General features: G+C 46.2%; 15 protein-coding genes. 6 read left to right on the forward strand and 9 right to left on the reverse strand.

Annotated elements, in window-relative coordinates; all coding sequences use genetic code 11:
- The first annotated feature begins 79 nt into the window (after positions 1-79).
- Positions 80-1456, forward strand: coding sequence for a murein L,D-transpeptidase catalytic domain family protein (locus ACLWBD_RS12680; RefSeq protein WP_413568417.1), 1377 nt, complete (start codon positions 80-82; stop codon positions 1454-1456).
- Between the two features lie 61 nt (positions 1457-1517).
- Here the strand turns inward: ACLWBD_RS12680 and ACLWBD_RS12685 are convergent, their stop codons facing one another.
- From ACLWBD_RS12685 to ACLWBD_RS12705, 5 genes are all read right to left on the reverse strand, one after another.
- Complete coding sequence (locus ACLWBD_RS12685; protein ID WP_063204765.1) at positions 1518-2204, reverse strand: response regulator; 687 nt, start codon at positions 2202-2204, stop codon at positions 1518-1520.
- A 21-nt stretch (positions 2205-2225) separates the two neighbouring features.
- Positions 2226-4715 (reverse strand): response regulator, encoded by a 2490-nt coding sequence (locus tag ACLWBD_RS12690; RefSeq protein WP_413568419.1) that lies wholly within the window; start codon positions 4713-4715, stop codon positions 2226-2228.
- 75 nt (positions 4716-4790) lie between these two features.
- The gene (locus ACLWBD_RS12695; protein ID WP_413568420.1) at positions 4791-5603 is read right to left on the reverse strand and encodes a TIGR02285 family protein; all 813 of its coding nucleotides are present in this window, start codon (positions 5601-5603) and stop codon (positions 4791-4793) included.
- Complete coding sequence (locus ACLWBD_RS12700; RefSeq protein ID WP_413568421.1) at positions 5600-6091, reverse strand: aminoacyl-tRNA deacylase; 492 nt, start codon at positions 6089-6091, stop codon at positions 5600-5602. The genes ACLWBD_RS12695 and ACLWBD_RS12700 overlap by 4 nt, the downstream gene beginning before the upstream one ends.
- A gap of 48 nt (positions 6092-6139) precedes the next feature.
- A complete protein-coding gene (locus ACLWBD_RS12705) occupies positions 6140-7273 on the reverse strand; it encodes a CapA family protein (RefSeq protein WP_413568422.1) in 1134 nt (377 codons plus the stop codon).
- 150 nt (positions 7274-7423) lie between these two features.
- Here ACLWBD_RS12705 and ACLWBD_RS12710 point away from each other — a divergent pair, with 150 nt between their 5' ends.
- Positions 7424-8644: an MFS transporter gene (locus tag ACLWBD_RS12710; RefSeq protein WP_081112108.1), complete on the forward strand. Its 1221-nt coding sequence runs from the start codon at positions 7424-7426 to the stop codon at positions 8642-8644.
- Here ACLWBD_RS12710 and ACLWBD_RS12715 read toward each other — a convergent pair.
- The 4 genes from ACLWBD_RS12715 to gloA form a co-directional block, all read right to left on the reverse strand.
- Positions 8577-9266 carry a hypothetical protein gene (locus ACLWBD_RS12715; RefSeq protein ID WP_413568423.1) on the reverse strand — a complete coding sequence of 230 codons (690 nt, stop codon included), beginning with the start codon at positions 9264-9266 and terminating at the stop codon, positions 8577-8579. The genes ACLWBD_RS12710 and ACLWBD_RS12715 overlap by 68 nt on opposite strands.
- The gene (locus tag ACLWBD_RS12720; RefSeq protein ID WP_063204771.1) at positions 9250-9663 is read right to left on the reverse strand and encodes a hypothetical protein; all 414 of its coding nucleotides are present in this window, start codon (positions 9661-9663) and stop codon (positions 9250-9252) included. Before ACLWBD_RS12720 ends, ACLWBD_RS12715 begins: the two co-directional genes overlap by 17 nt.
- 91 nt (positions 9664-9754) lie before the next feature.
- Entirely contained in the window at positions 9755-10501 is a 747-nt protein-coding gene (gene mtgA, locus ACLWBD_RS12725) for a monofunctional biosynthetic peptidoglycan transglycosylase (protein ID WP_413568424.1), read from the reverse strand.
- A 10-nt stretch (positions 10502-10511) separates the two neighbouring features.
- Positions 10512-10988 (reverse strand): lactoylglutathione lyase, encoded by a 477-nt coding sequence (gene gloA / locus ACLWBD_RS12730; protein ID WP_413568425.1) that lies wholly within the window; start codon positions 10986-10988, stop codon positions 10512-10514.
- A 183-nt stretch (positions 10989-11171) separates the two neighbouring features.
- Between gloA and ACLWBD_RS12735 the strand changes: the two genes are divergently transcribed.
- The 4 genes from ACLWBD_RS12735 (at position 11172) to ACLWBD_RS12750 (ending at position 13925) form a co-directional block, all read left to right on the forward strand.
- Positions 11172-11918: a DUF4360 domain-containing protein gene (locus tag ACLWBD_RS12735; protein ID WP_413568426.1), complete on the forward strand. Its 747-nt coding sequence runs from the start codon at positions 11172-11174 to the stop codon at positions 11916-11918.
- A 70-nt stretch (positions 11919-11988) separates the two neighbouring features.
- Positions 11989-12582, forward strand: coding sequence for a DUF4360 domain-containing protein (locus tag ACLWBD_RS12740; protein WP_063244033.1), 594 nt, complete (start codon positions 11989-11991; stop codon positions 12580-12582).
- 93 nt (positions 12583-12675) lie between these two features.
- Positions 12676-13158 carry a hypothetical protein gene (locus ACLWBD_RS12745; protein WP_413568427.1) on the forward strand — a complete coding sequence of 161 codons (483 nt, stop codon included), beginning with the start codon at positions 12676-12678 and terminating at the stop codon, positions 13156-13158.
- A 77-nt stretch (positions 13159-13235) separates the two neighbouring features.
- The gene (locus ACLWBD_RS12750; RefSeq protein ID WP_413568428.1) at positions 13236-13925 is read left to right on the forward strand and encodes a hypothetical protein; all 690 of its coding nucleotides are present in this window, start codon (positions 13236-13238) and stop codon (positions 13923-13925) included.
- Positions 13926-13936: the final 11 nt, after the last annotated feature.

Raw genomic sequence — 13936 nt, forward strand, 5'->3', positions numbered from 1 at the left:
AAGTATTCGTAATGTTTTTTACACAGTCCGGGTAAGTCCTCCGTTAGTGTTTGTTAACGCACAAATTCATGGAGGAATAATGCCGATTAGCAAAAAGAAAACATTATTCTCACGTTTCAGCACTGCGCTTTTAACTACATCTCTTCTCGCGATGGTTGCCTGTAGCAACGGTGGCGGAGGAGAAGTCGCTCTCCCGGATGACCCGACATCAGAAGGAGCAGCCGAAGCACCTTCGGGAACGGTGGAAAAACCCATCACCGAAACACCAGGAAGTGTGACCGACTCACAAAGAGAAGCCATTCTCAAAAACTATGACCACGTCGATCCCTCTCACATAGTCCCTTATAAATCTTTGGAAGACGCGCTTATTTACTTCCACCAAAACAAATCGCGATTCTCGAATCAAAATTATCTTTCCATTATCAACTTCGGGCAAAGCTCTAAAGAAAAACGTTTCTATATCATTGATATGAAAACCGGAAGCGTATGGGCGATGCACGTAGCCCATGGAAAGGGTTCGGATTCCAACCACGACGGCATGGCTGAGAAGTTCAGCAACGTCTCTGGTTCCAATGCCAGCTCTTTGGGTGTTTATAAAGCGGCAGAGTCTTATAACGGCAGCAATGGTCTTTCGTTGCGCCTTGACGGACTTTCTTCGACGAACTCCAATGCCCGTTCACGCGCTATCGTCATTCATGGTGCGAACTACGTCCAAGAATCCAATGTGATTCAAGGTCGTAGCTGGGGATGCCCGGCAGTCGCGATGGAAAATCGTGATGCCGTTATTAAGTATCTAAAAGGTGGCAGTATGGTTTACGCCGTGGTCGACACGGGCGGCACCGAAGCTCCTTCAGTTCCGTCGGTTCCTTCTGACGGCACTTATGCCATGCATGCCCTTTCTTGGGAGACTTCAAGCAATCCCGAAAGAAAGCAATGGTCACAATACCTCATGAAACTTCTTTTAAACGACTGGAGTTCATTGCTTAACGGCGCAAGTGACATGAAAGACTTCTGTCCACGTTACTCTTCTTTGAGCAATCATGATCGTGCCAACGTGTGGGCGCAGCTTTTTTCAGCAATGACAAAATTCGAAAGCAATTACAATCCTCTGTCTAGAATGCACGAAACGACGATGGGTACTGATCCTATCACGAAAAAACCCGTGTATTCCGAGGGTCTATTGCAGCTTTCTTATCAAGACATCACGGGTTGGAATTTCTGTAAGTTTGATTGGAACAAGGATAAATACTTAAGCGCGACAAGCCCTAAGAAGACGATTCTTGATCCGTATATCAATCTTCACTGTGGCGTCGGCATCATGGCAAAACAAGTGGCACGTAAAGGTGTCATTAAGTTAGGAACTGGTGCTTATTGGGCCGTGATTAAAACAAACAGTAGATATCAAAAGATCAGTCAGATCACTTCGATGGTCAGAGCTCTTCCGCTTTGTAAATAATCCGTCTTTGCGAAAATCTTAAAACCACCGCTGGGGCCCCATTCCGGGGCCTTGGCTTTTTTTAGTAGCTGCGCTTTGAACGAATCCATAGGCGAATCGGCGAAAGTTCTTTTTCCGTGATCCCGACGAAATGAGCGTGAATCTTGAATAAGGGCTCAGTACCAGTCAATTCCTCACAAGAATCAATACGCAGAGGAATTTTGGGAATACCAATTTCTTCAAATAAGGGTGAGTTCATACGTAGAATTTTGCCTACGGGCACCGCTGTTGAAGAAGAAATAGTCACTCCCAATTCAGACAAAGCGGTGATCTCTGTTTTCGTCTCCCATTCCGCCTTAAAGCGCACACTGGCAGAGGAAAATTGAACCGTGTCTTCAGGTTTCTTAACCAACAGATTGCGAATCTTCGCTAAAAGCAACTCGGGGTCGATCGGCTTCACAATGTAGTCATTCACACCGGATTCTATCCCCTTTTCAATATCCGATTTTTCTCGTTTGCCCGTCAAAAGTATCACGGGTATTTTCGCCAAAAGAGGTTGCTTACGGATCGTGCGAGTGAGCGCATAGCCGTCACCGCTTCCAGGCATCACGGCATCGGTAATCACGAGGTCAAAGGCGCTTTGCGCCAACGAATGCAAAGCTTCTACGGCATTTGTGCAAGCAGTAACAAGGTGTCCATCTTTACCGAGAAGCGCTTCCAGAGTTAACAAAACACTTCTTTGGTCATCTACAATTAATATTTTTGCCATCGCTTCTCCTTCCTGCCTTGATTAGGCGGCTTTCTTTTCTGCTAAATATGTTTTGAGTTCATTTAAAGACGTTGTGAACTGTTCTTCAATCTGTGTGATGAAGTCTGCGGCCGACGGCACTTCGGTCAATTGTTCCACCGTCGCGCAAAGCTCTGCCAATCTTTGTGCTCCTAAAGTGGCCGCCGCTGACTTTAAGGCATGAGCCGCTTCGCTTAAACCGGTCACGTCAAATTCTTGGAAAGATTTTTTCATAGATGAAATCAATCCGGGAGCTGAAAACTCCAGATCCTCAATCAAGACCGCCACGAGGTTTTGATCTTTTACAACGTAACTTTCTAATTGAGCGAGAGCTTTTAAATCCAAAGTGATTTCTTGAGCCGGAAGCCATCGTTGCAAAACCTCTAGCAGGTGCTGAAGTTCAATCGGTTTGGCTAAAAAGCCATTCATGCCGGATTCGGTATAAATACTTTTATCCGCACCACCTGCATCAGCTGTTAGTGCAATGACCGGCGTCTGAGCTTTTTCACCTTCCAGCTGACGAATGCGTTTCGTTGCCTCAAAACCGTTTAATACCGGCATCTGGCAATCCATAAAGATCAAATCATATTTCTGATGCTGGCATTTTTCAAAAGCCACCAGACCATTGCTTGCTAGATCCACATCCAGTCCCAGTTTGCGCAGATAGTTCTGTGCTACACGTTGGTTCACCACTTGATCTTCTACAACTAAGACAGTGCCTTTAAAGATTTTTGCAAACTTCGTATCACTGAACCTAGGAATGTCCTGTTCATTTGCTATCGGCAAAGTCACCGTGAACCAGAAATTCGATCCCAGACCCACGACACTCTCGACGCCTATTTCACCCTGCATGAGATCCACAAGCTGCTTACAGATGGAAAGACCTAAGCCGGTGCCGCCCGCTTTGGCGCCATTCTTAGTTTGAAAATATTTTTGAAACAAGGAGCGCCGTTCTTCTTCCTTTAAGCCAGGGCCGGTGTCTTTGACCTCAAACTTCAAAGCATAAGAATTTCCCTGCGGAACTGCGCTGATATCCAAACTGACAAAGCCTTTGTCAGTGAACTTCACTGCATTTCCAATAAGATTCATTAAAATCTGACGAAGTCGTCCTGCATCCCCGACGAAGTATTTGGGCATTTTGTCAGAGATATGCATCTTTAAGCCCACGTTCTTTTCAGCGACCGTGGCCTTAAACATCTCAGTAATATCTCGTGCCAAGAATTTTAAATCGAAAGCCTGAGGATCTAAACTGACTTTGCCCGCCTCAATTTTTGAATAATCCAAGATATCGTTGATCAACATCAGTAAAGATTCCGCCGATCTTTTAACCGTCCCGACGTATTCTTTTTGCTCTTCATTCAGAGGCGTATCCGCTAAGAGTGTCGTCATCCCAATGACACCATTCATGGGTGTACGGATCTCATGGCTCATGGCTGCTAAAAAGTCTGATTTCTTTAAAGACGCTTCTAAAGCGGCTTCTCGGGCTCGAGCCCATTCTTGTTCAATCATTTTCCGACGACTGACGTCACGGAAAACAACAAGCGCTCCGGCGATGCCTCCGTCGATATCATTCAAGGACCGACTGCTGAGCGATATGTAAGTGCCCTGTGGGTGAGTTTCATTCTGCACAAATATTTCTAAATCATCGACTTGTTCGCCACGTAATGCGCGATAAAATGGAAGATTCTTTTGAGTGTAGATTTCACCACTAACCACATTGAAAAAACCGATTTCTTCCACACTGACTTCTGTCGCTACGTCTTTAACATGCGTGCCGATGATTCTTTGTGCTGCCGCATTGTAATGAGTGAAGGAGCCTTTACTGTCGGTGACAACCAAAGCTTCGCTCATACTATTTAAAATCGTATCTAAAAGAATAGAGCGGGTTTGTAAGGAAGCCGCCAAAGTTTTTTGCTTACGCGCTTCCTGTTTTTGCCAGACACGACTGAAAACCAAGAGAGCCATTAAAAGACCAACGACCACTCCTAAGAATTCAATACGCTGCCAAAAAGGGGCCGAAGCCGAATTCAGAGGAAAGATCTTCGTCACTTCCGTTAAAACCGAAGCGCTGGCTGGCAAACGTATCGTCCGCCCTTGCTGTCGCTCTGTTAAAACTTTATTTACAGATTCAAAATGAGTGTGCAAAACTCGGTTCAGCTGCACGGCTTTCTTTTGAAGGGCGGCATCACCCGTTACAAGTTTTGTTAACAAACCCATCTGATAATTCAGCAATAAGACTTGCTGATTGTAATCAGCTAAGTCTTGAGCTTTGCGGTGATGGATAAAAAGTTTCTCGGACGCTTCAGCACGTTCAATAATTTCGCCGATCTTATGCAAAGTAACGATAACCTCTTGGGGAGTTTCTTTCGCTGCCACCTTCGTCAGGAAACCAGGATGTTGATAAAGGTAAACTCCGAGCGCACAGAAAAGAACTAAGGCTAGCTCTACTCCCCATTTCGCCACAAAAGTTTTAAAAAACGATGCTGAATTCATAAGCATCTTTTCGGCTATTTACGTCTTGAAATGAAATGTTCTGCGGCCATTCTAGACCAAAGACAGAAGACTCACTTATTGAAGGCTTTTATATTTCTTCTGCGCATCCGGCGAATAATACCGGTTATAAACCTTAATGAACTCTGCATCGAGTTTAAACTCCTTGCGCAAAGACTCAGTTTTAGCGACGACCTCTTTACCGAACTCAGATTTTTCGCAGCCCACACGTGGATCCAACACCTCCAGACCCTCTTTCACAAAATAGAAGGTGAATTTATCGTTGTCGGCTTCGAAGGGATAACCTAGATAAACGTCAATACGGCCCAATCCTAATAAAGCTTTGAGCTCATGATCGACATTCAAACTTTTCTTCTCCACCAATTTGACTTCATTTTTTTTTGCTAGGCTGGAGTTGATTTTCTTGCCATAAAATCTTTCAGCAACCAAACCGAGAGTCAGACTTTCATCCTTGAGAATCCGATCGAAATCGATCAAGCCCGGCTTCACCACATACTTTGAAATCTTAGGGTCATCTTTTCGCGTAATCACGCCCGCTGGATATCCTTGCAGAAGCGGGGTTCCGAACTCAATGAATTTCGCGCGCTCCGGATTTTTTAAAACCATCAACGAGCACACTTTCATCTTTTTTTTCAACTGCTGCAAAATGCGTAAGAAAGGCACTTCGACGACTTGATGTTTGTATTCAGGCATTCGAGCCGTGAGCAGTTGATGGATCTCGACCATGTATCCTGGAGGACTGGCGCGAAAATCAACAGCCGGCGGCAGATCAAAAAAGAGCCAATATATCGTCTGCGGAGCTTTTGTTGGCGCCTGGGCCCAGGCTGAATAGAAACTTAAGATAATCAACAAGAAGGTGCAGACTCTCATTCGCGAACTCCCACCGTGACCAGTTGAGGATTTAAAAGGCGAAGAACTTCCTTCGGCGACATGGAAACTAAAAAACCTCGTTTGCCGCCATTGATATAGATCACGTCTAAATCAGCGATGCTTTTTTCCATATACACGGGCATTTTTCGTTTAGTACCAAAGGGGGATGTCCCTCCGACCTGATACCCCGAATGTCGATCGGCCACTTCCGGTTTGCACGGAGAAATCGTTTTCACACCCAATTCACGCGCCAACTGTTTGGTCGAAACTTGCAAATCACCGTGCATAAGTACAACGAGCGGAGACTTGTCGTCAGCTTCCATGATCAGAGTTTTAATGACGATGTGTTCGTCAACTCCCAATTGCTGCGAGGAATGCTTCGTCCCGCCTTTTTCCTGATACGGAAAAAGATGACCCATGTAGCTCACGTTATGAGCCAGGAGTTCACGTATCGCCAGAGTCATAGGGAACTTTTCTTTATCAGTCATCACCTATGACACTAGCACCTGCCTTGCAACAGAAGCAATGAAAGCTTTTTACTTACTATTCGCACAAAGCGCGGGGACTAAAGCATTCGTCGGTTCGACACGAGCACGTGTTCCAAACATTTGAGCCGCGTGATGAAGGGCATTCTTGAAGGAACCGCTGCCTACCGGATAAACTTCATAGCCATCACGGTATGTCGGTGTATAACCTACACCGAAGATCTTCGCTTTTTGGTTTCCCTCTTTAGAAAGACCGACATAGGCCACAGTGCCGGTTTTTCTTTGCACATCTTTTTGGAAAGCCACGAAATTCCCTAAGGAGTATACAATCAAAGCCTCACGCCCGTCGGTCGTTACGTATTTTTCCCAAGGCTGTAAAACATGGGGATGAGAGCCTATGACGGCGGTAGCCCCCGCCTCTAAGAATTTGCGAGCGAAATTTTTCTGCTTGCTATCGGGAGTATGACTGTATTCCACGCCCCAGTGCGGAAGCACGATCACCGCATCAACATCGGAACGCGACGAAAGATTCTTGATAATGCTAAGAATTCTTTCGGTGTTATAGCAGGAAAGAACTTGGTCTTTGTGATCCGTGCGCCCATTCGTCATTTCCGTGCAACCTAAAAAAGCCACGCGCATGTTGCGAATGGTAGCGATACGATGAAAGTCGGCATTGCGTTCTTCGGCGATGCGAGTTCCCACAACTGGAAGTCCAATATTTCGAGCCGCTTGAATGGTACGATCCACACCGATCGCGTGGCGATCCAAGGAGTGGTTATTGGCGACCGTCAAAAGATCATATCCTGACTTTTGCAAGTCCGACAAAATGCGCGGATGGAAGTTAAAGACCATGTTCGTGCCAGAGTAAATATTCAAGTCGTAAGTAAACCCCACGTCGCCGTGGTCTCTTCCCATTTTATCGATACCCAAAGCTGCGGGGCCTTCTAAGTTCCCCACAGAAAAATCAGCCTTTTGCATCAGTCCGTTCGTGCGGTTCCAGATCTGAGAGAAGTCTTTACTTCCCGCCATCACTGATTTGTAAAGCATGTCGTGAATAAGAATATCACCGACAAAAGAAAGAGTGGCGATCTGATGGCGACCATCGCAAGAGGTTGAATAAGTCAAATCCGGTCCCGCATGGGCTGTAAACGCGAATAATAAGGAAGTGATAATATATTTTTTCATAGTTCTATTCTTATTCCGCTTTCATGGCCGAGGAATCATCACCGTGCGCCGACGTGAAAATACATGAGGGAGGCTTTTCATGCCCTTTTCACCTCCTTTTTGACAAGGAATTTTACTGACAATCCCTGCGGCCAAATCTAAATTGCAGAGATGTTTATAAATATTTCTCCCTTGAGACAGTACCGCGATTTCCGACTTCTTTTCTTCGGCCAAATGATTTCATTTTTAGGAAGCATGGTGAGCTATGTCGCCATCCCCTATCAGGTTTACGAATTGACCAAAGACAACTGGCTGGTCGGCCTTTTGGGCCTGGTGCAGTTGGGCCCCGTTTTAATCTTTGGGATCCTGGGCGGCACCTACGCTGATCGTTTGGATCGCAGGAAGCTGCTTCTAGTTTCTGAATTTTTCATGAGCTTGATGATTTTAGGTTTGACGTTAAACGCTTGGAGCGACAAACCCTCGGTGCCATTGATCTTTATCCTGGTCGCGCTTTTCCAAAGCATCCTGGGCTTTCACCGTCCCGCCATGGATGCTCTGACTCAGAAAATCGTTGATAAAAAAGACTATGCCGCCGTCGGGGCGTTAGGCAGTTTCCGCTATTCTGCAGGCGCCATCGTGGGCCCTGCTTTAGGTGGAATTTTGATTGCGAGCTTTGGAATCAAGGGAGCCTACCTATTTGATTTTATCAGCTTTGTGGCGGCCTTTATTGCCCTTTACCTGATGTCCAAGATTCCGAATCCAGAGAAAAGGGATAATTCTCCATGGACTGACGCCAAAGAGGGTCTTAAGTATGCGGTTTCCAAGCCGGAGCTCATCGGGACTTATCTGATTGATATCGTCGCCATGGCCTTTGCCTTTCCAGTGGCGCTATTCCCTTCTATGTCGGAACAATGGGGAGGCGCTTCCGCTGCGGGGTTCTTGTTCTCTGCCATGGCGGTTGGTTCTTTGGTCATGACCGTTTTTAGCGGCTGGACATCCAAGGTCTCTCGACACGGTCGAGCCGTCGTGATCGCCGCCACACTGTGGGCCGTATTTATTATCGGAGTGGGCTATGCCCAACATCTTTGGGTGGCGCTTTTATTCCTTGGCTTAGCCGGCGCCGCCGACATGATGAGCGGACTTTTCCGCGGTATTATCTGGAATGAAACCGTTCCGAATGAGTTGCGGGGACGTCTTTCCGGGATAGAAATGATCTCGTATATGTCAGGCCCCCTGATTGGCAATGCGCGTGCGGGCTGGATGGCTGCGAAAGTCTCTGTGCCTTTTAGTATCAGCGTGGGCGGAGCGATCTGCGCTGTGGCGGTTATCGTGACGGCGTTTTGTCTTCCAAAGTTTTGGCGCTACCACGGACACGCCTCGCATACTTCATAAATAAATTTTCTTCGCCGAGGGTTTTTAATAAGAAGGCCTCGGCCTTTTCTTCACTGATCTCTTGAGACTGCAACCACAGGTCTTCAAACAAAGTCTGTGTCGCTGCCATGTTGAGCGAAGGAAAACTCGAGTCGTCGACTTCGCCAAATCCGACAATGAAAAGATAATTCCACAACGGCTTCATCGCGCGATTGTAATGGCTTTCCATCATCTTCCCCGGCCAGCCCAAATTTTCCTTGATGATTTTTGTCGACTGGGGCGAATCCATCAGGAAGCTATCCAAAGCCTCTTGCGAGGCCTTCGGCAAATGAATAAAACCTTTCGATGTTCCCAGGTAAGCCAATAAATTTATGAATACTTTTTTAGAGAAGAACGTAGCCCGATTGCGAAACCACTTCGCATAGACGACTTCTTCGCTGCGAGACAGTTCTTCGCGCAAAATCCACATTTCTCCTACACGATCATCGGCATCGGAGTCCCAGCCCCACACCATTTCACTGCGCGGATAAAGCTCCGACCACAGACTGGAAGGTTCCTTTTGATTTTGCAAAGGATAAACTAAAAGACACCCGCGGCGCTCGATGGCTTCCACCATCTTTCTTTTTTTAGTCTTCGACGTCATAGTTAGAATAGTCTAACTCGGTCTTCATCGGAGCACCAGCCTCTAACCATGCTTTTAACAAACTATATTGTCGGGGGGTGAGGCTTGCGTTCATCGGCATCGCACGTTCAACAATAGTCTTTTGATAAATACGTTGCGCGTTTTCCAGAACTTCTTCATACACATCAGTTCCGATGCCTCCGCGGATCATTCCCTGCGCCCGATTGTGACATTCGTAACAGCTGGCTGCGAAGACTTCACGGCTGACGATGAAAAACTGCAGATCCTCGGCCGCCACGGGCTTAGAATCGCCCACCGGTGCCAAAGTTCCCTCTTTGTCGTTCTCATCTTTGGAGCCACTGCAGGCACTAAAACAGACAGATAAAAGCAAGACCGCGAAGAAAGACGAAAGTCTCATGAAGCCTCCTAAGATTTGCACCTCCCCATTTTGAAAGAGAATGCACTTAGGTCAATGTGTAGTTCATCACGGATTTGCTAAATGCTAAGAGCTAGTTGATTTCGTCTTCCGATTCGAATTTAAGATCGAGGAAATCTAACAAAGAAGCATCGGCCGCTTTCGGAATTTCTGGAGCCACACGATTCAAGATACGTCTTTGCCGAGCCATCACATAAATCGACGGTCGATCAATGCGGAAACGACGGGGATTAGGTAACACGGCTGCAATGAGAGAAGCCTCTGCCGGAGAAAGTCTTTTAGCAGTTTTTTTAAAGAACTTTTGTGAAGCCGCTTCCACACCATAAACGCCAGGACCTAACTCGATCACATTTAGATAAACTTCCAAGATGCGCTCTTTCGGCCAAACGAACTCAATAAGAACTGTGAAGTAAGCTTCAAAGCCTTTGCGAATCCAATCTCTTTGTGGCCATAGGAACACATTCTTTGCTGTTTGCTGACTGATGGTCGACGCACCCTTTTTACGCTTATGGGTTTTGTTGTATTTCAGGGCTTTTTGAATGGCGTCGTAGTCAAAGCCGTTATGCTCAAAGAAGCGATAGTCTTCGGCTTTTAAAACAGCTCTTTGCACAGAAGGCGAGATTTCTTCTAGGGACACCCAGTCTTTCGAGATCCCCACAAACTTTTCACCCCACAGGGACTCCACCGAGCGAATCACCATCAGGGGCGTGATAAAGACCGGCACGAATCGATAAAACAAAACGGCACCCAAGCTGCTTACAAAAAAGAGCAGCACAAGCTTCTTGATCCAATTTCGAATTCGGGGCCAGTATTTTTTCATGAATAACGTTCTAGAGAAGACCTGGTTGCACGATCTCAACCCAATAGTCATCTGGATCTTTAATAAAGGCGATATTTTTCATGCCGCCTTCACCTAATTTCTTCTGAAAACGCACTCCCATACGTTCGAAACGAGCGCAGGCTTCTTGGATATTAGGAACAGAAATACAGATATGACCAAAACCACGAGGTTCCGTGTTTCCGTTGTGATAAGGCGTCTTTTCTTGCTCTTCCGTGCCCCAATTGTGAGTTAATTCTAGAACAGCTTGACGACCAAAGGTGTATTTCGCATTGGCTTCGTTTTCTGAAGGCACGGTTTCACCTTCAGGAACATACGCTAGAAAGAAAAGGGAAAACTTCCACTCTGCAAAATCCAACTTACGAACCAACTTCATTCCTAAAACATTCGTGTAAAATTCCAACGAGGCTTTAGGATCTTTAATGCGCATCATCGTATGATTAAATACGTAACCTTTTGTCTCTGACATATTTTTCCTCTTGCGTTCAAACTAACATAAATTGGTAACACCATAAAGAAAGCATTTGCGAGAAAGGCTAGAAACCCCACCCAAAATGCCACCAGATCCATTTGGCCTAGCCCTTGCTATACCCCTAACCAGGTGACCGATGTCACCACTCTTCGGGGGAAGAGAGTTAATTTGGGGGAAACTATGTGGCGAGGACTCGCACATCTTACTGGTCTTTTTGTTTTGGCTCTTTCAGTTCAATCCAACGCACAAACTCCACCAGGAGTTCGCATTCAAAGCATTCAAGCTGTTGGCAGCGGATGCCCTGTGGGTTCACACAGTGCTAATATTTCACCAGATGGTCAGACGTTTTCTCTTCTATTAGATAATTTTGTCGCCTCGTCGACAATGCAAAATCCCATCGCTCGTTTGATGTGTGAATTGAAAGTCAGCTTCTATGTTCCAGCCGGATGGACTTTTGCGGTTCTTAGCGCCGATTACCGTGGCTTTGCTTACGCTGAAGCGGGAACCGTCACACAACACCAAGCTCTTTATTCTTTTGATGGTAGTAAACCTAAAAACGAAAGACCGGGCTACGAAAACGGCGGCACTTACAACTTCCGTGCTCAAGAATTCAGAGGTCCTTACAACGACAACTATTACATCAAACACAATATCGATCCACGAGTCGCACCTTGGGCTCCATGCAGCTCGCAATCAGTGCAAACTCTTTATGTCACAACGTTCTTAATGGCTCGAAACTTAAATCTATCTTCACTTGTTGAATCGACAATCTCTTTAGATAGCATCGATGGACAAGTGCAGTCGCAGCGTTACTCGCTGGCATGGAAACAGTGCACTCCATCACGAGTGACACCACCGACGAAAGATCCAGGCACACCACGTCCCGCGCCGCCTCGCGATCCAGGTCGTCCACCAAGATACAGATAATCAAAAACAGAAATTAGAAAAACCAAATAACAATTTTTAAATGGAAAAATAAACCATAAGGGGGAAGTGTATGAAAAAAATGATGTTAATGGGTCTTTTGGGTGTGATGTCAGCGCTCAGTCTGCAAGCAAATGCGCAAGTGCGCTTGGGTGAGCCAGCTTACGGTGGTACAGGTTGTCCTGCGGGATCAGCAAGTGTCACTTTGAGTCCTGATCAACAGGCTTTAAGTATCTTATTTGATAACTATGTGGCGGAAGCCGGTGGCGGTCGTCGCATTGATCGTAAATCGTGCAACATCTCTGTTCCTGTGCATGTGCCTTCTGGATACAGTGTTTCTATTTTCCAAGTGGACTACCGTGGCTTTAACTCGGTGCCTCGCGGAGGTCTTTCTCGCTTTGACGCGGAATACTTCTGGGCGGGTGCGCGTGGACCTCGCGTTTCTAGAACTTTCATGGGTCCGGTGAGCGATGTTTACACGATCTCCGATGGTTTGATTGCAAGTGCACAAGTGTGGTCTCCGTGTGGAGCGAGCGTGAACTTAAGAATCAACACGTCGATGATGGCTCAAGCGAATTCTCGCGGTGAGCAAACTTTGGCGACAGTGGACAGCGCCGATGTGACTTCAGGCCTTATCTACCATCTAAGATGGCAACGTTGCCGCTAGATTGAATTTGGCGGGGCTTCCGGTCGGCAAAAGTAGATGTCTTTAAGGCAAAAATGCGTTAGAATCTGCTTTTAAACACCAGGAGCCCAGCCGATGTCCAAATCGCCTCAACACTCTCAAGCCCTTCAAGTACGCCACGCGTTGTGGGATCTTCAAAAAGAAGTTTTAAATTCTCTTAAAGCAGAATTCGATCAAGAAAACGGTTATCAAGCCGCTCCGACAGAATGGTTCCAAGTTTTAATGACAGCGGATCGCTACACTTGGCTTCGTGAATTGACGACGTTGATGGCGGATATCGATATCATGACCGAGCTTGAATTCATCACCGAACAACACTTGGGAACGGCTCGCTCTGAAATTGAAAGAATGTTGATTGATTTAAATTCCGACGAACCTTTCAATAAACAATTCCGCGAGCTTCTTATGTCAGGCACCGCCCTGCTGCCTTTGCATTCACAGCTTCGTGCTAGTTTACAAAATTTGCCGAAGTCTGAATTATCCAAAGATCAAACTCTTGCTGAACGAAAGAATTGGCACGAAGAACACCGTCATCAGGCAAAAAAGCGCCGCAACTAAAGACGGTTTTAAAAAAACATATCCATCATCAAACCTCCCCAAGGGTAGTCTTTTTCTGACGTCTTGGTGGAGGTTTTATGTTTCATAGACTCTTCTTCACATCCTTACTTATCGGTGGAAGCCTTTTGTTTCTGGCGCTTTTCGGCTCTCGCCTTGAGCCTGTGATCCGCTCCAACGTCACTGCACAAAAATTTTTAATCTGGGTGAACACTCCCTTTAGCAGTCAAAAAGTGAATGCCGAAGACCTTGATGAAATGCGCCGCGAGCCTCTTCAGGCCCAGCGTGGGTCTCTTCCATCACCGTCAAAAAAAGTGTGGGAGTTAACACTGAATGAAACGACCGAAGCGCAGCTTGCCGACTGGATTCGCCATCGTAAGATTGCCTGTTCGAAAAGCTCTAAAGGTTATAACTATATTAAGTGCAAAAAAGTTCCCTTAGTGGCGCTAGGACTTCCCTATGTGAATTCTTTTGCGGAACTTGACTTCACCATTGATGCGCATAACAGACTTATTTTCGTCGGCCTTTTACACCGCCAACTGGAAACGGACAAAGCTTTGTCGCTTCTTGGAAGTATTTCTGCATCTTTGAATTCGCGTCTGGGTTCTCCCAGCCGGAGTCCCGCTTCTTTGACACCGGAAGAGTTGGATCATTCTTTAGAGGCCTTAAGTTACGAATATAAATTTAAAGATTATATTGCCCGCGTGACCGCTTCAAAACTTTCTACAACGGGAATTATTTTGTACGAACAGCATATTTATATTCCGTAGTGGTTCGCGCC

It is taken from the genome of Bdellovibrio sp. HCB117 (assembly GCF_047305915.1).
Taxonomy (GTDB): domain Bacteria; phylum Bdellovibrionota; class Bdellovibrionia; order Bdellovibrionales; family Bdellovibrionaceae; genus Bdellovibrio; species Bdellovibrio bacteriovorus_B.

Bases quoted from the DNA above. Each gene is read 5' to 3' on its own strand.
- ACLWBD_RS12680 (WP_413568417.1), top strand. From the start codon at position 80: ATGCCGATTAGCAAAAAGAAAACATTATTCTCACGTTTCAGCACTGCG.
- ACLWBD_RS12685 (WP_063204765.1), bottom strand. From the start codon at position 2,204: ATGGCAAAAATATTAATTGTAGATGACCAAAGAAGTGTTTTGTTAACT.
- ACLWBD_RS12690 (WP_413568419.1), bottom strand. From the start codon at position 4,715: ATGAATTCAGCATCGTTTTTTAAAACTTTTGTGGCGAAATGGGGAGTA.
- ACLWBD_RS12695 (WP_413568420.1), bottom strand. From the start codon at position 5,603: ATGAGAGTCTGCACCTTCTTGTTGATTATCTTAAGTTTCTATTCAGCC.
- ACLWBD_RS12700 (WP_413568421.1), bottom strand. From the start codon at position 6,091: ATGACTGATAAAGAAAAGTTCCCTATGACTCTGGCGATACGTGAACTC.
- ACLWBD_RS12705 (WP_413568422.1), bottom strand. From the start codon at position 7,273: ATGAAAAAATATATTATCACTTCCTTATTATTCGCGTTTACAGCCCAT.
- ACLWBD_RS12710 (WP_081112108.1), top strand. From the start codon at position 7,424: ATGTTTATAAATATTTCTCCCTTGAGACAGTACCGCGATTTCCGACTT.
- ACLWBD_RS12715 (WP_413568423.1), bottom strand. From the start codon at position 9,266: ATGACGTCGAAGACTAAAAAAAGAAAGATGGTGGAAGCCATCGAGCGC.
- ACLWBD_RS12720 (WP_063204771.1), bottom strand. From the start codon at position 9,663: ATGAGACTTTCGTCTTTCTTCGCGGTCTTGCTTTTATCTGTCTGTTTT.
- mtgA (WP_413568424.1), bottom strand. From the start codon at position 10,501: ATGAAAAAATACTGGCCCCGAATTCGAAATTGGATCAAGAAGCTTGTG.
- gloA (WP_413568425.1), bottom strand. From the start codon at position 10,988: ATGTCAGAGACAAAAGGTTACGTATTTAATCATACGATGATGCGCATT.
- ACLWBD_RS12735 (WP_413568426.1), top strand. From the start codon at position 11,172: ATGTGGCGAGGACTCGCACATCTTACTGGTCTTTTTGTTTTGGCTCTT.
- ACLWBD_RS12740 (WP_063244033.1), top strand. From the start codon at position 11,989: ATGAAAAAAATGATGTTAATGGGTCTTTTGGGTGTGATGTCAGCGCTC.
- ACLWBD_RS12745 (WP_413568427.1), top strand. From the start codon at position 12,676: ATGTCCAAATCGCCTCAACACTCTCAAGCCCTTCAAGTACGCCACGCG.
- ACLWBD_RS12750 (WP_413568428.1), top strand. From the start codon at position 13,236: ATGTTTCATAGACTCTTCTTCACATCCTTACTTATCGGTGGAAGCCTT.